We start from the raw sequence: 21,125 nt of genomic DNA, 5'->3' as shown, positions 1-21,125 counted from the left end.
ATTATCCCGCCTCTCATTATTAAGCGATCACCATTTTTTGTGAAATCAACATTTTTGGATGCACAATACATTGATACTCCCCATTAGTAGACAGCTGTTGTGTATTTAATCCAATTAATACTTTGTTTACAACAATAGAACTACCTTCATGGTCAACTTGCACACTGTCAGGCTTAATTGCCCACAAAAATTGACTCTCTACTCCTACTGCACGGAAAGGAATTAAGCGTAATTTGGTCGCCCAACCAGAATCATTTTCTGGTATTTGAGGAATTTCTGTTTTGGAATAAATTTGCTCTGTTAACCAAGATGGTAAGCAATGTTCTAATGATGAAACATGCATAATCATAACGGGTGTTTTGGTTAATGGGTCGTAAAGTTGGTTCCCACTGTCAATAAGGCCTGCCAGTTCTAGTTCTTCTTCGGCTAATTGAATTTTTACTTTCACAATTTGATCATAGTGTATTTTCGTGACCTCTACGCTTTCAATACGCTTTTTAGAAAAATAATAAATTACTGGAAAACCAAAAATAACAAATAACCAACTAATTGGATCACCGTAAGAAATTGACTGAGATTGAACCAATCCATTTACCATTTCATTCGTTTGCAAAAAGAAATGAGTTCCAATTAATCCTCCGCCAACCATAAAGGTTACAAAGTAAAAAGTAAAAACAGTTTGTGCATAATTTCTAAATGTTGTAAACCCAAATGCTGTATACACAATAAGTAACGAGTACAGTAGTTTCATAATTGGATGTGTCATCATAGAAGCAAAAGGAGTAAAGGCAAAAATAACAATAGTTGAACCTATAAATGCCCCTAGCACAAGCCTCCATCTTTTGATTTTCTTTTTTAACACGGTAGCTGTTAATAAAAGCAAAAGAAAATCAATGCAGGCGTTTAACAACCAAACAACGTCGGCGTAAACAACCAAACAATTCACCTCTTTTTTCAAGTTGAGACTAGTATAATGCATATCCAATAGGAAAGTGTGTCAATTTGCGGAGGTGTTTTTTTGTTATTTTGTGATTTCTAGACATAATCTGTCGGTAAAAAATAAAAGTACAAATTCATAGAATGATATACTCTTATTTTCACCAACAAAATATATTGAAATATACGAAATAAAAAAAGACCTGCTTAGCAGGTCTTTTCCATTTAAAAAACAAAAAAGGAGCATGAAAGCTCCTTTTTTTATCGTCTACGACGGTTACGTAAAAATGCTGGAATATCGATATCATCTGAATCTGAATGACGCTCATGTACAACTGGCTCTTCACGCTTCATTTCGCGTTTTACTTCACGCTGTTTTGAAGGTTGAGCTACTGGTTGTTGCTGTTGTTGCGTGTGGTTCGCATTCGGACGGATAATTGGTTTTGGTGGTTGAGTTGCAATGCTATCATCAAAACCAGTTGCAATTACAGTTACAACGATATCATCTTTTAATCCTTCGTTAATAACAGAACCGAAGATCATATTTACTTCTGGATCTGAAGCTGAAGCTACGATATCTGCCGCTTCTTGTACTTCATATAAGCTTAAGTTAGCGCCACCCGTAATGTTCATGATAACACCTTGAGCTCCATCAATAGATGTTTCTAGTAATGGACTTGAAATCGCTTTTTTCGCAGCTTCTGCAGCACGATTTTCCCCGTTACCAGAACCAATACCCATTAAAGCAGAACCTCTATTAGACATAATTGTCTTTACGTCTGCAAAGTCTAAGTTAATTAAACCTGGCGTTGCAATTAAATCCGAAATACCTTGAACACCTTGACGTAATACGTTATCAGCTTCACGGAATGCTTCTAACATTGGCGTATTTTTATCAACAATCTCTAATAAGCGATCATTTGGAATTACAATAAGAGTATCTACATTTTCTTTAAATGCTGCAATACCAGATGCTGCTTGCGTCGCACGCTTACGTCCTTCAAAAGTAAATGGACGTGTTACAACACCAACTGTTAAAGCACCTAATTCTTTTGCAACTTGAGCAACAACTGGAGCAGCACCAGTTCCAGTTCCACCGCCCATACCAGCAGTTACGAAGACCATATCCGCACCACGAAGTGCTTCTTGGATCTGTTCTTTACTTTCTTCTGCAGCTTTTTTCCCTACTTCAGGGTTTGCACCTGCACCAAGTCCACGCGTTAATTTTCCACCAATTTGCATTTTTGTTTCAGCTTTTGATAGATTTAATGCTTGTGCATCAGTGTTCACAGCGATAAAGTCTACACCTTGTACACCGTGTTCAATCATACGGTTTACAGCATTGTTTCCGCCACCGCCGACACCGATAACTTTTATATTCGCTAATTGATCTTGAGTAGTATCAAACTCTAACATGTCGAAATCCCCCTAGAACCTCATTTTTCGTGTCCAATTTTAATCCCATAAATAACGGAATACACGTTTTACTTTTGACATCATGCGGTCATCATTTTGATTATTATTGTTTTGATTACGAGTTTTTTGTTTCGCGGGTTGCTGTTGTACCGGCGTTGGTGCTGGTGCTGGTACTGGTTCAAAATGCTCTTGCTTTTCCTGCACATTTTTCCCACGTAATTTAGCTTTTTGATAAGAATGTTTAATTAATCCAACTCCACTTGTATATTGGGGCTCACGCACACCAATATAATCAGGAGTTGCTACACGAACATTTTCATGTAAAATATCATATGCAAGATCAAGAACACCTGGCATAGAAGCAATTCCGCCAGTTAGTACATAACCAGAAGCCACTTGCTTTACTCCTAACTTACGCACTTCATCTTGAACAAACATTAAAATTTCCTCTACACGAGCCTCTATTATATCCGATAATTCCAACTGAGAATATTGTTCTGTTTGGTCGCTTCCCATAATAGGAACCGTAAACATCTCTTCTTCAGATGCTGTATCATAAAAAGCATGTCCATATTTCAACTTAATTTGATCTGCATTTTCTGTTGAAGTTTTCAACCCAATCGCAATATCTTTCGTTATATGGTCTCCACCTAATGGTAATACGCTCGTCGCTTGTAACTCTCCATCTTTAAAAATAGATAAAGTTGTAGATCCTCCCCCCATATCAACAAGGGCTACTCCTCTATTTTTTTCATCTGAAGATATAGCAACTGTTGCAGCCGCTAAAGGTTGAAGACAAATATCAACAATTTCAAGACCTGCTTTTTCTACACAACGAAGTAGGTTATGTAGTAAAGTTCTCGAGCCTGTAATAAGTGTACCTTCCATTTCTAATCTTACACCGATCATCCCGCGTGGATCGTTAATCTCGTCAAGACCGTCTACGATGAACTGTCGAGGTACCACATCAATAAACTCACGTTCTGGAGCAATTGACACAACTTGTGCTGCATCTAGAACGCGTAAGACATCTTCATTCCCGATTTCACGATCTTCATTTGAAACAGCGACTACTCCGTGACAAGGAAGTAGCTGTACCTGGTTTGCATTGACACCTACTACAACTTGCTCAATGTGGATTCCCACCATGCGCTCAGCTTGTTCAATTGCTTTTTTAATTGATCGAACAGTCTCATCTATATCAACTATCGATCCCTTCTTTAAACCATTTGATTTTACATTTCCAACACCAATAATGTTTAAGCTGTCATTAACCATTTCACCAATGATGACTTTAACATTGGATGTACCGATGTCAAGACTAACATATATTTCATTGCTGTTCATTCTTTGGCACCTCCTTCTTTATTTATACCATACAACTCAATATATGGAACAACAATCGCAACTTTACTATTTATAAGAAAAATATTCAACGTCTTTATACGTTTCCCTTTTTTAACCCTATATTTTTCTTATTTTTATTTAGCATTCAATTAAGAATATCGCAGTAAACTATGAATAACTGCTTATCTTGAAATAATTCTATTTCGAGTGTAAAGTTTACCGCCAAGTATAAGTCTACACTAAGATGTACTCATAGAAAAGTGAAACTTGTACCAATACTAGTATGAATCTAAGAATTTTTACATATTTTTCATCAAATGAACCATTCTTCTAAATTCATATACATATAACAGAACATTCGTTCTGTTTTTTCTGCTATAACCAGCGAAAACTACCATTCTATTCTTTTTTTTCTTCCACACCTAATTCTTTCGTATATGCACCTACTTCTAAGTCAATTAATACCTTCTTACCTGGCTCAATTGTTTTTAAAATAAGCGGATAGGTTTCCATACGTTTTGCGAAATTTCGAATCGTAGTGCTCACTTCATAACCCTCATTCATATATAAAGTAAGATGATCTTCATTCGCATTCGTTGGTGAATAGCGAATTTCCGAAATAGATTTTAAAATAGCTGGTGTTAATTTTTCTAGTTCAGTGATTAACTCCTTCATTTTCTCTTCTTTAAAAGGTTCAAAAATCGGTGCTGCAACAGGAAGTTTTCCATTAGGTAGTACATCAAGCGTTTTTCCATTCTCTAATAACGGTTGTAATTTTCCCTCTTTATTTATATAACCAATCGTTAAATATTCTTCGATATGAATATCAATCTTGTTTGGAAAACGTTTTTTTACATTTACTGCTTTAATTTCTTTTCGCTTCGTTAAGTTTTCTTCAGCTTTATGTGCTGTCACTCGGAAATAACTTGTATCATATGTCACGCCCGAATCCTTCATTACTTGTTCATCCGTCATATAGTGATTTCCAAACACACTAATCTTTTTTATATTACTAAGCGGAGACCGAAAATAAATTAAAAAGAGCACTAATAAAAATAAAATTGATATGTATAAAATCAATCGATGATTAACATTTTTTTTGTTTTTTTTCTTTTGATTTTTCAATTTTGGTACACGATCTTGTAGTTTAATCACTTTACTATTATTCATGTACGATCCCCCTATGTAACATAAAGAACGGCATGTTCCTCATGCCGTTCTTATCTTCTTATTATAACATAAATGATAATGAGCGGAATGAATAACCGTTATCTTCCAATGATTTCTACTTCTGTGTGCATATCTACATCAAATTTATCCTTAATTGTATGTTTTATTAATTCAATTAAGGACAATACATCTTGCGCTGAAGCTCCCCCGGTATTAACAATAAAATTGCCATGCATTTCAGAAATTTGAGCTCCACCAATCCTATAACCACGAAGCCCTGCTTTTTCTACTAAATCTCCTGCAAAATGTGGGATTGGATTCCGAAATACACTTCCTGCACACGGATAATTCCATGGTTGCGTTTCACGGCGGTAATCTTTATTATTTTGCATGCTACGTACAATTTCTTCACGTTTTCCCGCCTGTAATTGAAACTCTGCCTCTAAAACAATACCAGGACGTTTCGTTTGCAATACAGATGCCCGATAAGAAAACTCCAGTTCTCTATTCGTTAACCAGTCAATTGTACCGTCTTCAAACAGAATGAGAGCCTTCGATAATACACTCGATATATCTGATTTATGTGCACCTGCATTCATATATACTGCACCACCGACACTTCCTGGAATACCGCTTGCAAACTCCAATCCAGCTAACCCTTGACGACTAAGTAAAGTTGACAATTTAATAAGAGGATATCCACTACCAACTCTTACCTTATGTTTTTCGACCTCTAAGTGATCTAATCCTTCTCCTAAACGAATAACAACACCTTCTATGCCTTGATCAGATACAAGAAGGTTTGAACCGCGCCCAATTACAGTCCACTTCGTTTTGTATTGCTTTACTAACTGTAATGTTTTTTCAATACCGGCTACATGCTTTGGCACAATTAAAATATCCGCTGGTCCACCTATTTTCATAGTTGTATAACGTGCTAACGACTCGTTAACTAAAACACGACCAACGTCTGCTTCTATAAGCTCATTTACTAATTGTTCCATAGACAATCTCCCCCATATTAAGTCTCCTTATGACAATAATATGCAGGGCGTTCACCTAACGTTATCCCTCTATTTACGGGCAGTACGACTCCTAAATCAAAATTCGGTAGAAACAAAGAAAGTAGGCGGAATCGGGATGCCCGTAAATATCCGATTAGTGAAGGGTAATAATCAATGAGAGAGAATCACTCCCCACTGATTAAAGCCTCACTTTATTTTTTTACAAGCTTATTCATTACTTCATACAGCTTATTTGCTGCATCTGGAATACCTAGTTGCTTAGCAGCTAGCTTCATATTTTGTAATGTTTGTGCATCTAATAAAATCTCATCAATATCACGAATAAGTGTTTCAGCTGTTAAATCTTTTTCAAGTAACATTTTTGCCGCTCCTTTATCAACAACTGAACGTGCATTCTTTTCCTGATGATTATTGGTTACATACGGACTCGGTATTAACACACTTGGTTTTCCTAACGCTGTTAATTCTGCAAGTGTTGTTGCCCCAGCCCTTGAAACAACAAGGTCTACACCAGTTAGTACCTCTGGCATATTATGAATGAACGGCTTAATAATAACATTGCTTGGGTTCCCTTTTTGCTTAACGGCTTCCATCACTTTGTCATAATGTACTTCACCTGTTACATATAGTATTTCGTAGCTTTTGTTCCCAAACTGTTCAATTGCTTCAACGAAGGCATCGTTAATCGGTCTAGCCCCACGACTTCCACCAAATATAAGTACAGACTTTTTAGGAAGAGAAAGCCCAACTGAACGTTTCCCTTTCATTCCATTTTGATCCATTACCTCTGATGCCCGCGGATTACCTGTCATTACCACTTTTGACTCTGGAAAATGCTCTATAGCTGCTTCAAAACAAACAGCAACTTTATTTACATAACGGCTTAAAAATTTATTCGTTACACCTGGTACACTATTTTGTTCGTGTACAATAGTTGGAATACCTAATTTGGCTGCAGCGTATACAACTGGCCCACATACATAGCCACCCGTTCCAATTACGATATCAGGATTAAAACGACGAATATATCGTTTACTATCCTGTACACCTTTTAGAAAACGCATTACTGTTTTCACATTATCTAATGATATTTTTCGTTTAAATCCACTTATAACAATAGATTGAAATGGTACACCTGCTTTTGGAACGATTGTACTCTCTAGTCCATTTTCCGTACCAATATATAAAAATCTTGCTTCTGGATTTAACTTTTTTATTTCTCTAATTAAAGCAAGAGCTGGATAAATATGACCACCAGTACCCCCACCACTCACTAATACACGCACTACTAACTCCTCCGCTTCTTATTTCCATTATATTTATTTCTATATACATATTGCATTTTTACACACATACGAAAAACCCTGTCTTATAAACAGGGTTTAGTAGCGAGAATGGCGACTTATATTTAATAATACACCTACTGCCATTAACATTAATGTCAAACTTGATCCACCATAACTTAAAAACGGCAAGGTAATACCCGTAACAGGCATCAGTCCTGTTACAACACCAACATTAATCATTACTTGAATCGCAATCATCGCCACAATACCTACTGCTAAAAACGTACCATATAAATCTGGCGCTCCTAATGCGATACGAATCCCGCGCCATAATAATAGACTAAATAATAATAACACAAATGAACCGCCAATAAAACCTAATTCCTCGGATAAGATTGCAAATATAAAGTCAGTTTGTGGTTCAGGTAAATAAAGGAATTTTTGTCTACTTTGTCCAAGTCCAAGCCCAAATAATCCACCAGGTCCAATTGCGAGTAATGATTGGATAATTTGAAATCCACTTCCGAGCGGATCTGACCACGGATCTAAATATGATGTAATGCGTTTCATTCGATACGGTGCTGATGCAATTAACCCTATAAATCCTGCTACACCAATCAAACCAAACATTGCAAAGTGAAAGACCCTCGCTCCCGAAATAAATATCATAATGATACATGTCCCAACCATTACCGTTCCTGTCCCAAGGTCTGGTTGTAACATAATCATCCCAAAAGCAAGAAACACAAAAGTAAGTGCCGGTAATAAACCACGTTTAAAAGATGTAATCAATTTTTGCCGTTCTGCTAAAAACTTTGCCAAGAAAATAATCATCGCAAACTTCATAAATTCTGACGGTTGAATCGAAAATGCACCGATTCCAATCCAACTTCGTGCTCCTCCTCGAACAAGACCTACTCCAGGAATAAGAACGAGAATAAGAAGAATGAAGCAAACTAGCAAAATCACTTTTGAATACGTACGCCACACCCAATAATCAATTTTCATAATAAAAAACATAGCTACTACACCAAGACCCGCAAACAGTAATTGTCTTTTTGCAAAAAAGAATGAGTCCCCCATTTTATAAGAGGCCCAAACTGCACTCGCACTATAAACCATAATCATTCCGATTGTCAACAATGAAAGTGTTACGATGATGAGAATAAAATCAGGCGTTTTCTTCATTACCCACAAACACCACCTCTTTAGGCAGAACCTTTTGCCCTATGTAACAAAACATCAGTAGGTGTTAGCCTACTGATGTTTTGATTTACTTTATATAAGTTTATGCACAGCTTGTATAAAAATGTCTCCTCTTTCTTCAAATGTTTTAAATTGATCCCAGCTTGCACACGCTGGAGAAAGAAGAACGACATCACCATCTTTAGAATGAACATAAGCTTTCACCACTGCTTCATCTAAAGTATCGACACTTTCAATTATATCTAATCCCGCTTTTTCTGCCGCTCTTACTAGTTTAGGAGCTGTTTGTCCAAATGTTACAATCGCTTTTACATTTTTGAAATACGGAATTAAATCATCGAATTCATTTCCTCGATCAAGCCCACCTGCTAGTAACACAATCGGTTGTGTAAACGCAGATAGTGCTTTCTCAGTCGCTAACATATTCGTTGCTTTTGAATCATTATAAAACTTACGGTTGTTAATCGTTGTTACATATTCCAAACGATGTTTTACACCCGTAAAACGTTTTAACACGACCGTAATTGCTTCATTAGAAGTACCTAATAATTTCGCAATACTCATCGCAGCTAAAATATTTTCTAGATTATGTTGACCAGGTAAAACGATATCGCTTACTTCAACAACTTTTTCACCTTTGAAATAAAGAGCGTTATCTTTTATACACGCGCCATCTTCAATTTCTTTCGTTGTCGAAAACAGGATTTTTTGACCTTTAGAATACGCAGACAAAGCCATCACATCTGCATCATCCGCATTTATTACACTATAATCATTTTCTGTTTGATTTTTAAAAATATTTGCTTTCGCTAAACCATATTCTTTCTTCGTCCCATGATAATCTAAGTGGGCCTCAAATAAATTTAAAAACGCAGCAATTTTAGGTTGGAACAATTCTACTCCCATCAATTGAAACGATGAAAGTTCTGTAACTACAACTTCATTTTCTTTTGCATCCTGTGCTACTTCACACGCTACAGTTCCAATGTTCCCTGCAATTACAGGATGCTTTTGTCCTTCTTTTAGCATTTCAAATGTCAGCATTGTCGTCGTCGTTTTACCGTTAGACCCCGTAATCCCAACAAATGGTGCTTCTGAAATACGATATGCTAATTCAACTTCCGTAACAATCGGAATTTGCTTTTCTTTCGCAGCAACTAGTATTTGATTAGAATACGGGATTCCTGGATTTTTTACTACAAGAGAAATATTTCTCTCTAATAATTCTAAAGGATGGCCACCACATACAACGTCCATTCCTTTTGCTTGTAATTCTGCAGCAAGTACATTCTCTGCTAAAGGCTTTCCGTCATTTACAATAACATTTGCCCCTAACTTTTGTAACAATGTAGCTGCTGCATAACCACTTTTTGCAATGCCTAATACAAGAATATTCTTATTTTGAAATTCAGTTACAGTTTTCAATTACATCCACACCCCGATATAAATTCCTAACACAGCTAATAAAAATCCTGCAGACCAAAACGTCACAACAACACGCCACTCTGACCAACCACATAATTCATAATGATGGTGTAATGGACTCATTTTAAAGACACGTTTTCCTGTTGTTTTAAATGAAATGACCTGAATGATAACCGATAAAGTTTCCATTACGAATACTCCGCCAATAATTACAAGTAGCAATTCTTGTTTTAATAAAATCGCTACAGCTGCAATGGCTCCACCTAAAGCTAATGAACCTGTATCTCCCATAAACACTTTTGCTGGATTCGCATTGAATACTAAAAATCCAAGTACAGCTCCTACAACTGCCATACAGAATATCGCTACTCCAAATTGCTCTTGTGCCACAGCAATAATACTAAATGCTCCAAATGCAATAGCAGCTGTTCCTGATAATAAACCATCTAAACCGTCAGTTAAGTTAACTGCATTCGATCCACCAATAAGCATAAATAGTACAAGTACAAAATACGCCCAACCTAATTCAAACTTAACATCCGTTCCTGGAATCATGATGTATGTGTGGAACGCTTGCCCTTTTCCAATTAAAAAGAATGCAATAGCAATAACAAGCTGACCTACTAATTTTTGTTTTGATGTTAAACCAAGATTTCTCTTCTTAACTACCTTTATGTAGTCATCTAAAAATCCGATCAATCCGTAACCAAATGTCACTAATAGTAATAACGAAACCTCTGCACCTAAATGATTAAACTTAATCGCCATAATAAGTGAAGTTACCATCATAGATACGTATATGACGATACCACCCATTGTCGGTGTCCCTGATTTTTTTTGATGTGACTTCGGTCCCTCATCACGAATACTCTGTCCGAACTTTAATTTTCTTAAAAATGGAATAAACAATGGCGAAAGGGCAACAGAAATTAAGAATGCTACCCCAGCCGTTACTAATAAACCTTGCTCAAGCACATGTAGTCCTCCTCTCACGTTGTTACTCTTCGTTGTTTAAACGCCCTGTAATTGCTTCTTTTGCAACTTCACGATCATCAAAATGATGAACTTCTTTACCAATAATTTGATACGTTTCATGACCCTTACCAGCAATAATAATGATATCATCTGCTTTCGCTTTAGCGATTGCATGGTGTATCGCTTCTTTTCTATCAATAATCACTTCATAATTATTTCCACGTGCACCATGTACCATATCATCTAAAATAACCGCTGGATCTTCACTTCTTGGATTATCTGATGTGTAAATTGCATGAGTTGCATATTTTGTTGCAACACTTGCCATTATCGGTCTCTTCGTCCGGTCCCTATCGCCGCCACAACCAACGATACAATACACATCACCTTTTGCAAATTGTTTTGCAGTTTTTAATACATTTTCTAAACTATCCGGCGTATGTGCGTAATCAACAATAACTGTATAATTTTGCCCTCCATCAACAACTTCAAAACGCCCTGGAACCCCAGCTAGTTCCTTTATAACAGCAATGATTGTTTCTAATTTCACACCCGAAACAAGTCCTGCTGCTGTTGCTGCAAGTACGTTATATACATTAAATTTACCTATTAATTTCATCGTAACATTTACACTTTCATATGGTGTGACAAGCGTAAATGTAGTCCCGCCACTCGTCATAACGATATTTTTTGCCATAATGTCACTTGTTGTATCAATACCATATGTTACAACTGTTGCTGCAGTACTTCTCATATACTCTTCTGTTACATTATCATCGCTATTCAGCACAGCGTACTTTTCACGATTATGATTATAACTATTGCCAAGCTGTGCAAATAGTAACCCTTTTGCATGTTTATATTCTTCCATCGTTTTATGATAGTCTAAATGATCTTGTGTTAAATTCGTAAACACCGCTACATCGTAATCACATCCGTGTACACGACCAAGATCTAACGCATGTGACGAGACCTCCATTACCGTGCTGTCCACACCTTGTTCAACCATTTTTGAAAACGTCTGTTGAAGTGTTAGTGCATCTGGTGTTGTATTTTTCACCTCAAATGTTTCATCACCGATTTTCATATTAATCGTTCCAATTAGCCCTGTTTTATGACCATGTGCTCGCATAATCTCATCCATAATATGCGATGTTGTTGTCTTTCCATTTGTACCTGTAATTCCGATTAAATGTAACTTGTGTGTCGGTTGACCATAAAAATAATCAGCTAAAACCGCTAACGAACGAAAAGTATTTTTCACAAGTACAACTGGAACGTCAACATCAATTGGTCTTTCCGCAACAATAGCAGCCGCTCCTTGTGCCGCTGCTTGCTTAGCAAAATCATGGCTATCAACCGTATATCCTTTCATACATACAAATAAGCTTCCCTCTTTCACTTTACGTGAATCAGCTTCTATAGATGTGATTTCTGGATTTTCTTTTGGAACAACTGGAAAATCATGCAAACATGATACAAGTGTATGCAACTTCATTTCACTAAACCCTCTCTACATTGTTTATTTATCTTTTTTCAGTAAGCAACACATTACCTCCTATATAAGGAGGTAAGTGCTACTGACCTATTTATGAATGAGACACTTACTGTCTCAAATTAAGTAACTGTTCTATAAAGAACTCACTTCCACCAATTGTACCATAAAACGTACTATGTTACCTTTAATTCCCGAAGTAAATTCTAATTTTTGAGCCTTCTTTTACTTTAGCTCCCGCTTCTGGTGATTGTTTAATTACTTTCTCTCCATCTCCACTTATATCAAGCTTCAAATCGACGAGTTGTGTTTGTAAGTCTTTCTTTTTCATTCCAATTAAATTCGGAACTTCTACAGTTGGTGTATCGCCCCATTTATATTCTTTCTCAACTTGTTCTTTTCTCGGTTTCACTCCCATAACAGGAAGCGCATCTCGAAGGATATTCCCGACAATTGGAGCTGCTACCACTCCACCAAACTGTGTAACCCCTTTTGGATTATCAACAGCTACATACACAACAATCTCTGGATCATCCGCTGGAGCAAATCCGATAAAAGATACTATATAATTATTCTCTAAATATTTACCATCTTTCACCTTTTGAGCAGTACCCGTTTTTCCACCTACACGATACCCATCAATATAAGCACCTTTACCAGAACCTTTCGCTACAACATTCTCTAATGCATAACGAACTTTTTCTGAAGTTTCCTTGGAAATAACTTTTCTTTTCTCAACAGGTGTCTTTTTACTAACAACTTGATTATTTTTCGGATCAATAAACTCCTTAGCTATATACGGCTGATACAATGTTCCACCATTTACAGCCGCCGCTACAGCTGCTACTTGTTGAATCGGTGTAACAGAAACCCCTTGGCCGAATGAAGTTGTTGCTTGCTCTACTGGACCAACTTTATCTAAATTAAATAAAATCCCACTGCCTTCACCTTGCAAGTCAATTCCAGTCTTCTGCCCAAAACCAAAATTACGAATGTATTTAAATAATCGGTCTTTACCAAGGCGATCACCAAGTTCAATAAATCCCGGGTTACATGAGTTTTGAACGACTTCTAAAAACGTTTGACTGCCATGACCTCCTGCTTTCCAGCATTTCAATCTAGCTCCACCTACTTCAGCTGCTCCATCATCATAAAACGTATCCTTCTCTAAGTCTACTAAATTTTCATTCAATGCTGCAGCTAATGTAATGATCTTAAATGTTGAACCAGGCTCATACGTACTCCATACAGGTAGATTTCTGTTATACACTTCTGGAGAGACACTTTGAAAATCCGCTGGGTCAAAACTCGGTCGACTAGACATGCCTAAAATTTCACCATTTTTAGGATTCATTGCAATCGCAATCATACCGTCAGGATTATAAGTTGACTCCGCAATATTCATTTCTCTTTCCATAATCCTTGTAATACGCGCATCGATTGTTAATCCTAAATTTAAACCAGCTTCTGGTTTTTTGAAATCATCACCAACATTAGGCATCCTTTGTCCTTTCGCATCTGCAAAAAAACGCACATGACCTTTGTCCCCATTTAGCTCTTTATCATAATATTTCTCTAGTCCCATAAGACCTTGGTTATCGCTACCTGCAAAACCTAATACATGTGATAAAAAGTTTCCAAATGGATAGTACCGGATAGAATCCTCTGCGATATACACGCCCTTCAAACTTAATCCTCGTACTTCTTTCGCTTTGTCATGTGATATTTTCCTTCCGCCTTTATCTAACCTTACAATTGATTCTTTTTTTGTAATCCTTTTATAAATCTCATCTTTTTCCACACCTAATACTGCAGCTAACTTCTCTGCAGTCTCTGCTGGTTTTTCAATTTGCCTCGGTACAACAAAGACAGTTGGAGCACTTTTATTCGTGGCAAGTTCCACACCATTTCGGTCTAAAATTTTCCCACGTTCGGGTTCAAAAGTAATATTACGACTCCATGAATCTTTCGCACGATCCGTTAACATATTCCCAAGAAAAAATTGCACATATCCAAGACGAATATCGATAATAGTGAAAATAAGTATACCTGATATAAGTATAAAAATAAGTCGTTTTCTAACTGTTACATTTGATACACGCATATCGGAACAAGCCTCCCTTACGCCTAGCTTGTTCCAATATATGCTTGTACTTATTTAATTAGAACTTATTCTCTTTTACCATTACGGCTTTTCTGCTTCTTGCTGTGGTTCGAGTGGCGGTACGAGTGTGACACCTAATTCTGTACCAGGTTGTAATAATGTTCCTTCCGCCACACTTTGTTCTGTTACGTATCCTGTACCAGAAGGTTTCAAGTTAAGCTGTAATGTCTTCGCTAAATTCATAACATCACGCAGTGCCCATCCTTGTATATTTGGCATTGTAGGCTTATCTCCTACCAAGAAGACTCGGTCGCCTTTTAATGTTTGTTCAGTCGCTTTTGGTACTTGTTGCTGTACTTTCCCTTCACCTAGTACGATTGGACGAAGTTTTGCTTTATCAATCGCTTTCCCCGCTTCAGCCATCGTTTTACCAGTTACATCTGGAACAGTAGTTTGTTGTTCTTTCAGATGTTTTTTCGGAGCTTTCACTTCATTTGGCTTAATCTTTAAATACTCTAAACTATTTTTTGTTACATATTTAAAAATATCAGCTAAAGGTTGTGCACCGTTCTCATCATCTTTTAATTTCGGCTGTTTAACAGCTACATACACAACAAGTTGTGGATCGTCCATTGGTGCCATACCTAAGAATGAGAATATATAATTCTGTCTTCCTGTCATATAGCCCCCTTTTCCATCCGGAATTTGCGCTGTACCTGTTTTACCACCAACTGAATATCCATCAATTTTATAAGCTGTCCCTGTACCTTTCGGAGATGTAACAACACGTTCTAATAACTGTCTTACTTGCGCTGCTGTTTCCTTTGTAACAGGTTTTCCTACTTCTTCTGGCTTATGTTCTAATTTTACTTTGTCTGTTATTGGGTCTACAATTTTATCAATTGCATAAGGTTTCATCATTTTTCCATCATTTGCAATGGCCGTTGCAGCTTGTACAAGCTGAATTGGTGTTACAGTGGAACCTTGTCCAAAAGCTGTTGTCACTTGCTGTATTTGCTGATCAAATAAAATTGTATTCGATCCTTCATCTGATAAATCAATGTTCGTTTTTTCATCTAATCCAAAACTATGAATATATTTTCGGAAACGTTCTGGACCAAGTTTTTGATCTCCTAAAATTGCAAACGCTACGTTTGAAGAACGCTCTACCCCTTCATCAAACGTGATAGAGCCCCAACCAGCACCGCCGTTATGATCTTTTATTTTCCTATTTCCGACTTGATATGTCCCAGATTGATAATAATCTTGTCCTTTGTACACACCTTCATTAATAGCTGCCGCTAACGTGAAAATTTTCATTGTTGATCCAGGTTCAAATGCATTGGCAATTGCGTCATTGAAGAAATATTTAATTTGGCGATCATTAGGGTCATAACTAGGTTTAGTAGACATCGCTAATATTTTTCCGGTTTTCGGATCTGCAACAATCCCTATTAAACTTTCTGGCTCATATTGCTTACTTGCTGCTTTCATCGCATCTTCTAAATAACTTTGGACACGTTGATCAATTGTCAAATACGCGTTATCTCCATTTTTAGGTGCCTTTACATTAACTTTTCCACCATCAAGGGACACACCTTTACGATCACCTGTATATGCTACTTCTCCATTGGAAGCACTTAAGTATTTATCCAAGCTTTTCTCTATGCCAAATTGACCTACCGAGGTTCCATTCTCATTTGGTTTTGCATGACCTATAACGTAAGATGCAAAATCACCGTTTGGATACACCCTTGCATTTTCTGTAATAAAAGATATTCCCGGCAACTTCAACGCTTCTATTTGTTCCTTCTTTTCTTTCGTCAAATCCTTACCTAACGTTCCAAATTCGACTTGACTTCTACCTTCCTTATTTAAAGAAGCTAAAATATCCTCTTCGCCTTTTCCAAGTACTCCTGCAATTTTCTTTGCAGTATCTTCTTTATTCTCAACAGAGTTAGCTCCTTTTAGCGCAGCTACTATTTTATAAGAGTTTGCGTCTTGCGCTAACACATGACCGTTTTGATCATAAATAGTTCCTCGGTTCGCTTCAAGAACTCCTTTTTTACTATGCTTTTGTTTAGCAAGTGCATCTAAATCCTGATTATGAACTGTTCCTGTTGATTGTATGTAAAAAAATCGGGCTAATAACAGCAAAAAGAGCAGGAGGAAAAATATCATAAAATAACCTGCTCCCTTATTGGTATGAAATTTAGTCATATTCTTCTTCATCGTTCCTTCACACCTATTGCCTTATTTGAGGCCTTTCACATTATTCGCATTAATTTCTAGCCCGTGTTTTTTTGCAACTTCAGCGATTCGTTCATAGCGACTTAACTTCTCTACTTCAGCTTGTAATTCTTGATTTTCTTTTTGCTGCTGTACAATTTTTTCTTCTATCGTCGCTGCTTCTACATTAACTTGATAAAGGCCTGCTTTATTTCCAATAAACGCGACACAGGCATACAATAAAAAGCCAATAAACGCTACATACAACAGTTTTTCGATTCTTGTAATTTTCGCTTTAACCTTCGGCTTAGCCATCTGCTGTGGGGGCGTTTGAATTTGCACCTCTTCTTGCGCTTGTTGTTTGTACTTTACAGCTAAATTAGTCATACCTCTCTCTCCCTTTTATCGTTTTTCAGCGATTCTCAACTTCGCAGAACGCGCACGATTATTTTCTTCTAGCTCTATATCAGAAGGTAAAATCGGTTTTCTTGTAATAAGCTTTAATTTCGGCTTAAATTCATCAGGAATAATCGGTAATCCTGGCGGCAATTGTGGCGTTGTACTATTTCGCTTAAACGTTGTTTTACAAATACGATCTTCTAATGAATGGAATGTTATAACACTAACCCTTCCACCTGGCTTAACCATCTCAATAGCAGATTCCAATGCTTCTTCAAATACTTTTAATTCATCATTTACAGCTATACGAATTGCCTGAAACACTCGCTTAGCAGGATGCCCACCCGTTCTACGAGCTGGAGCCGGAATACCTTCTTTAATTAGCTCTACTAATTCTCCTGTCGTTTCAATAGCTTTATTCTCACGATAAGCTTCAATTTTTCTTGCAATTTGTTTTGAAAATTTTTCTTCACCGTATTGGAAGAAAATCCTTACAAGTTGTTCATATGACCAGCTATTTACAACATCATACGCTGTTAATGGGGCATCTTGATCCATCCGCATATCTAGCGGTGCATCATGATGATAACTAAAGCCTCGTTCTGGTGTATCTAATTGTGGGGATGAAACACCTAAATCAAATAAAATACCGTCTACTTCTGTTATACCTATTTCCTGCAGTTTTTCAGCTAAATAACGGAAGTTACTCTTTACTGTTATAAACTGTTCACCGTATGAAGAGAACTTTTCTTTCGCGTTTTGAATCGCTATCTCATCTTGATCAAACGCTATTAATTTTCCACCTTCAGTTAATTGGGATAATAAATAAGAACTATGTCCTCCTCCCCCCAGTGTACAATCTACATATGTACCATCTGGCTTTATATCTAAGCCGTCTACTGTTTCCTTTAAAAGCACTGTTACGTGTTTAAACATTGTTGCACCTACTCTTTTTCCAATTAATTATGTTGAATGTATCCCTTCCTCTAAACACATATTTCACGCTTAGAGAATGAAATAATACGAAAGAACGACTCATTTAACTTACCAACAAAGGCAACATACTATACAAATCGCTATTTTCTTTTATTATATACTAAATTTTATCATCTTTTGCGGGAATTTAAATAAAAAACTGTCGAAAAAACGAATAATACGTTTACATTTTGTGCTATTTTGTCATATATTTAAGTATCCAGCACAATTACCATATCCAACATTTTTTGATTGATAATTCAGAAAAGAATCACTTCACAGTAAATTCAACGGAATAAAAATAAAATCCTGCTCCAAAGAGCAAGATTTTATAGTTTTATAACATGATGTTTTCCGTCCCAAGAAAAAGGGTTTTCCATTACACGATCAACGAAATCCAAACCAAACTGATTTAAATAATAACATACATTCCACACACGTTCTTGTGGTGCACCTAATGGACGAAGTGCGAATTGTATACGACGGAATTTATTTAGCTGAACCTCATACTTTTTCTCAACATTTCTTTTCAACATTCTTTCCAGCAATTCAATTTGTTCATTAATTTTCAATTCGTTTTTCCCTGCAAACGCACCTAACCCTGGCTCTATTTTCTTTACAAATTGCTGTAAAGATGTATGAATATCAGCAATTTCTTTTTTCGCCTTTTCAAAATGATCATCAATCGGTTCCTCTATTTGATTGGACAACCAGTTTTCACGCAATTTATCGACATCATTTAAAAATGGATCACTTTCTCTCAATTGCAAATCAAATAAATCTGTCGCTATATCTCTCTCCATATAAGTAATTGTAAGACGAGGAACGACAGGTGGCATTTGAAAACCGACAGTATGGAATACTTGTTGTAATTCACTCCAATAAGCTAATTCTCCTGGACCTCCAATAAATGCGAGCGTAGGAAATACATACTCTTGCATAAGAGGACGTGTTACAACGTTATTACTAAAACGCGCCGGATTTCTCTCCATCTCTTCAATCAACTCTTCGTATGAAAAGGAATGCGCCCCATCCTTTCCAACAAACTTACCTTGATGCTCTTCAAGCAATACTCGTTCATTATTTATTTCCATGAATATATGCACTGCATGAGACTTCGTTTCAATAATCGGTTTGTATCCTAGTTCTTTAATTACTTCCTGCTGATTTCGAAGGCCCTCTTGTACCTCTTTATACTTACTTATAACTCGCTTAAAAAATGGAATTTCTAACTTTCTTAATTCAGGATGATGTGAATCAACAAGGATTAAACCAGAATTAGCAAAGATTTTCGTAATAAGATGAGCAAAGAAATCTACATACGTATTCGATTTTTTCAAAGCATCATCAACAAATTTTAATACATCCTTCGTAAAATTTGTTTCTGGGTATGTTTTAAAAATCTCTTCAATCCAATTTCTACAATCTTCAACAGAAAGTTCAGACTCAGAAGCACTCGCCTTTTTCGGATTACGGTCATAAAAAATTGTTTTTTTCAACTTTTTATTTTTCGCTACAAAAGTATGGTTAATCTCATCCATATCATGGTCTTCACCCGCAATCCAGAAGACAGGGACAACTTTAACTCCTAAACTTACTTCCTTTTCCTTTGCAAGCTGTAAAATTGAAATAACTTTATGAATTGTATAAAGCGGTCCAGTTAATAACCCCGCTTGTTGTCCAGCTATAACAACATATGTATTTTCATCTCCAAGCGCTTTTACATTTTGAATTGTAGATTCTCCCGCTTGTAATTTTGTATTATATTCTAATAAATGCGCTACTAAATCTTGGCGGAAAAACTCCCTTTCACGCAAATCATGTAAACGTTGTTTAAAAGCATCTTCTGTTAACACATAATCAAAACATGACTGTATCTCTTTTTTACCGTTCATATAGTCCGCTACAACACCTTGTTGCGGAACAGAGATTTCTTTTATCTCCATATAATTCTTCCTTTCGTATCCAGTTCTCTCACCAATCCACATTGTAGTCAATGTTTCACGTAAAAGCAAAGAATAACACTTATACTCTTGTTTCTAAACCTTTTATTGCATCGAACAAAAATTGAAGTGTCGGAGCTGTTCGTTGCTGTTTCTTAGCTTCTTCTAATACATATCCAACAATCGCATTAATTTCCGTCTGTCTATTCGCTCTTACATCCGCTAACATAGAGGATGTATTACGAGACGTTCCTTCACACACATTTCGTACCATTTGCCATATCATTTCTTTTTCTCCTCTAATAAGAAATGCGACCTCCTGGAACACTTGCTCCATCATTTGATAAAAAAAACGATTCGTGATTAATTCACCATTCTTAACTCCCAATAATGCTGTCAACGGATTGATACATACATTTACTACTAATTTTTTGTGCATAATCTCTTCCCAATCCGTTTCTATTTGAACTGGAAAATAAGCAACAGGAAAATAATTGAATATTTTTTTAAAATGTATAGATTGACCACAAACCACTCCAAATTTTGTTACCCCTATCCCAGTATGATGAACGATATGCCCTCCCTCTTTTTTCGCACCATGTTCTACAATACCAACAGCTATATTTTCACTCCCTATGTTCAGCATCTTTTGAAGATGCGACATTCCGTTTTGCAAAAAGATTAATGATGATGCCCCTTCCACAAACGGTAGTATGTCATCTATATGATATTGCTTCACAGCAACAAATATATAATCTAAATTTTGCGCTACCATACTTTCTATCGGTAAAACAGATGGATATACTGTTTCACATCTTCCATCTCTAATACAAGTTACACCTGTTTCCTTCAATTCTTCCGCCTGCTTAGCCGTCCTAGTAAACAACGTAACATCTTGGTTATTTTTTTGTAAATAAAATGTATACAATAGACCAATAGCACCTGGTCCGACAATTCCAATTTTCATTTTCACACAAGGAATTCACATTAAGTGCCCTTGCCTTCCCCCCTTTATATCTTTTTAAAGCACATGAGCACGCCCTATAATTCCGCTGTCCTTTGCCCAACAAATACACTCTCATTTTTCACTATGTATGTACTACCTATTAATACACTTCTACTCTTAGTTTAGCAAATCCTCAAAAAAATAAAAAAAGAAATATACTATCTTCTTCATAAAAATAAAAAAATGAG

Annotated in this window: 16 protein-coding genes; all 16 read right to left on the bottom strand. The window is 36.4% G+C overall.

Annotated elements, in window-relative coordinates; translation table 11 throughout:
- Positions 1-19: 19 nt before the first annotated feature.
- Positions 20-937 (bottom strand): sigma-E processing peptidase SpoIIGA, encoded by a 918-nt coding sequence (gene spoIIGA / locus ACTFRH_RS17040; RefSeq protein ID WP_000261975.1) that lies wholly within the window; start codon positions 935-937, stop codon positions 20-22.
- Between the two features lie 260 nt (positions 938-1,197).
- Positions 1,198-2,352: a cell division protein FtsZ gene (gene ftsZ / locus ACTFRH_RS17035; protein WP_000888984.1), complete on the bottom strand. Its 1,155-nt coding sequence runs from the start codon at positions 2,350-2,352 to the stop codon at positions 1,198-1,200.
- A gap of 39 nt (positions 2,353-2,391) precedes the next feature.
- Entirely contained in the window at positions 2,392-3,699 is a 1,308-nt protein-coding gene (gene ftsA, locus ACTFRH_RS17030) for a cell division protein FtsA (RefSeq protein ID WP_001087557.1), read from the bottom strand.
- A 399-nt stretch (positions 3,700-4,098) separates the two neighbouring features.
- On the bottom strand, positions 4,099-4,869 hold the full coding sequence (divIB, locus tag ACTFRH_RS17025; protein ID WP_001065790.1) for a cell division protein DivIB: 771 nt from the start codon (positions 4,867-4,869) through the stop codon (positions 4,099-4,101).
- Positions 4,870-4,967: 98 nt separating this feature from the next.
- Positions 4,968-5,873 (bottom strand): UDP-N-acetylmuramate dehydrogenase, encoded by a 906-nt coding sequence (murB, locus tag ACTFRH_RS17020; protein ID WP_000437029.1) that lies wholly within the window; start codon positions 5,871-5,873, stop codon positions 4,968-4,970.
- Between the two features lie 212 nt (positions 5,874-6,085).
- Positions 6,086-7,180 (bottom strand): undecaprenyldiphospho-muramoylpentapeptide beta-N-acetylglucosaminyltransferase, encoded by a 1,095-nt coding sequence (gene murG / locus ACTFRH_RS17015; RefSeq protein WP_001265422.1) that lies wholly within the window; start codon positions 7,178-7,180, stop codon positions 6,086-6,088.
- Between the two features lie 96 nt (positions 7,181-7,276).
- On the bottom strand, positions 7,277-8,368 hold the full coding sequence (spoVE, locus tag ACTFRH_RS17010; RefSeq protein ID WP_003302429.1) for a stage V sporulation protein E: 1,092 nt from the start codon (positions 8,366-8,368) through the stop codon (positions 7,277-7,279).
- Positions 8,369-8,458: 90 nt separating this feature from the next.
- The gene (gene murD / locus ACTFRH_RS17005; protein ID WP_000860131.1) at positions 8,459-9,811 is read right to left on the bottom strand and encodes a UDP-N-acetylmuramoyl-L-alanine--D-glutamate ligase; all 1,353 of its coding nucleotides are present in this window, start codon (positions 9,809-9,811) and stop codon (positions 8,459-8,461) included.
- Positions 9,812-10,786 carry a phospho-N-acetylmuramoyl-pentapeptide-transferase gene (mraY, locus tag ACTFRH_RS17000; RefSeq protein WP_000893057.1) on the bottom strand — a complete coding sequence of 325 codons (975 nt, stop codon included), beginning with the start codon at positions 10,784-10,786 and terminating at the stop codon, positions 9,812-9,814. It abuts the gene before it with no gap.
- 22 nt (positions 10,787-10,808) lie between these two features.
- Positions 10,809-12,284 (bottom strand): UDP-N-acetylmuramoyl-L-alanyl-D-glutamate--2,6-diaminopimelate ligase, encoded by a 1,476-nt coding sequence (gene murE, locus ACTFRH_RS16995; RefSeq protein WP_000766317.1) that lies wholly within the window; start codon positions 12,282-12,284, stop codon positions 10,809-10,811.
- Between the two features lie 184 nt (positions 12,285-12,468).
- Positions 12,469-14,385: a stage V sporulation protein D gene (locus ACTFRH_RS16990; RefSeq protein ID WP_001266234.1), complete on the bottom strand. Its 1,917-nt coding sequence runs from the start codon at positions 14,383-14,385 to the stop codon at positions 12,469-12,471.
- Between the two features lie 81 nt (positions 14,386-14,466).
- Positions 14,467-16,617, bottom strand: a complete 2,151-nt coding sequence (locus ACTFRH_RS16985; protein WP_000739954.1) for a penicillin-binding transpeptidase domain-containing protein — start codon at positions 16,615-16,617, stop codon at positions 14,467-14,469.
- Positions 16,618-16,638: 21 nt separating this feature from the next.
- Positions 16,639-17,001, bottom strand: a complete 363-nt coding sequence (gene ftsL, locus ACTFRH_RS16980; RefSeq protein ID WP_000182804.1) for a cell division protein FtsL — start codon at positions 16,999-17,001, stop codon at positions 16,639-16,641.
- Between the two features lie 15 nt (positions 17,002-17,016).
- Complete coding sequence (gene rsmH / locus ACTFRH_RS16975) at positions 17,017-17,949, bottom strand: 16S rRNA (cytosine(1402)-N(4))-methyltransferase RsmH (RefSeq protein ID WP_000472508.1); 933 nt, start codon at positions 17,947-17,949, stop codon at positions 17,017-17,019.
- Positions 17,950-18,317: 368 nt separating this feature from the next.
- Positions 18,318-19,934, bottom strand: coding sequence for a bacillithiol biosynthesis cysteine-adding enzyme BshC (gene bshC, locus ACTFRH_RS16970; protein WP_000403070.1), 1,617 nt, complete (start codon positions 19,932-19,934; stop codon positions 18,318-18,320).
- A 79-nt stretch (positions 19,935-20,013) separates the two neighbouring features.
- Complete coding sequence (gene panE, locus ACTFRH_RS16965) at positions 20,014-20,898, bottom strand: 2-dehydropantoate 2-reductase (protein ID WP_002164156.1); 885 nt, start codon at positions 20,896-20,898, stop codon at positions 20,014-20,016.
- Positions 20,899-21,125: the final 227 nt, after the last annotated feature.

It is taken from the genome of Bacillus cereus group sp. MYBK216-1 (assembly GCF_051916495.1).
In the GTDB taxonomy this organism is placed as follows: Bacteria; Bacillota; Bacilli; order Bacillales; family Bacillaceae_G; genus Bacillus_A; species Bacillus_A thuringiensis_K.
The sequence above is the reverse complement of the archived record's forward strand: the minus strand, read 5'-3'. Positions and strand labels throughout refer to the sequence as shown.

What these genes read in the sequence shown, in the direction of transcription:
- ftsZ (WP_000888984.1), bottom strand. Translation starts at nt 2,352, where the DNA reads ATGTTAGAGTTTGATACTACTCAAGATCAATTAGCGAATATAAAAGTT.
- ftsA (WP_001087557.1), bottom strand. Translation starts at nt 3,699, where the DNA reads ATGAACAGCAATGAAATATATGTTAGTCTTGACATCGGTACATCCAAT.
- divIB (WP_001065790.1), bottom strand. Translation starts at nt 4,869, where the DNA reads ATGAATAATAGTAAAGTGATTAAACTACAAGATCGTGTACCAAAATTG.
- murB (WP_000437029.1), bottom strand. Translation starts at nt 5,873, where the DNA reads ATGGAACAATTAGTAAATGAGCTTATAGAAGCAGACGTTGGTCGTGTT.
- spoVE (WP_003302429.1), bottom strand. Translation starts at nt 8,368, where the DNA reads ATGAAGAAAACGCCTGATTTTATTCTCATCATCGTAACACTTTCATTG.
- murE (WP_000766317.1), bottom strand. Translation starts at nt 12,284, where the DNA reads ATGAAGTTGCATACACTTGTATCATGTTTGCATGATTTTCCAGTTGTT.
- ACTFRH_RS16990 (WP_001266234.1), bottom strand. Translation starts at nt 14,385, where the DNA reads ATGCGTGTATCAAATGTAACAGTTAGAAAACGACTTATTTTTATACTT.
- ACTFRH_RS16985 (WP_000739954.1), bottom strand. Translation starts at nt 16,617, where the DNA reads ATGAAGAAGAATATGACTAAATTTCATACCAATAAGGGAGCAGGTTAT.
- ftsL (WP_000182804.1), bottom strand. Translation starts at nt 17,001, where the DNA reads ATGACTAATTTAGCTGTAAAGTACAAACAACAAGCGCAAGAAGAGGTG.
- rsmH (WP_000472508.1), bottom strand. Translation starts at nt 17,949, where the DNA reads ATGTTTAAACACGTAACAGTGCTTTTAAAGGAAACAGTAGACGGCTTA.
- bshC (WP_000403070.1), bottom strand. Translation starts at nt 19,934, where the DNA reads ATGGAGATAAAAGAAATCTCTGTTCCGCAACAAGGTGTTGTAGCGGAC.
- panE (WP_002164156.1), bottom strand. Translation starts at nt 20,898, where the DNA reads ATGAAAATTGGAATTGTCGGACCAGGTGCTATTGGTCTATTGTATACA.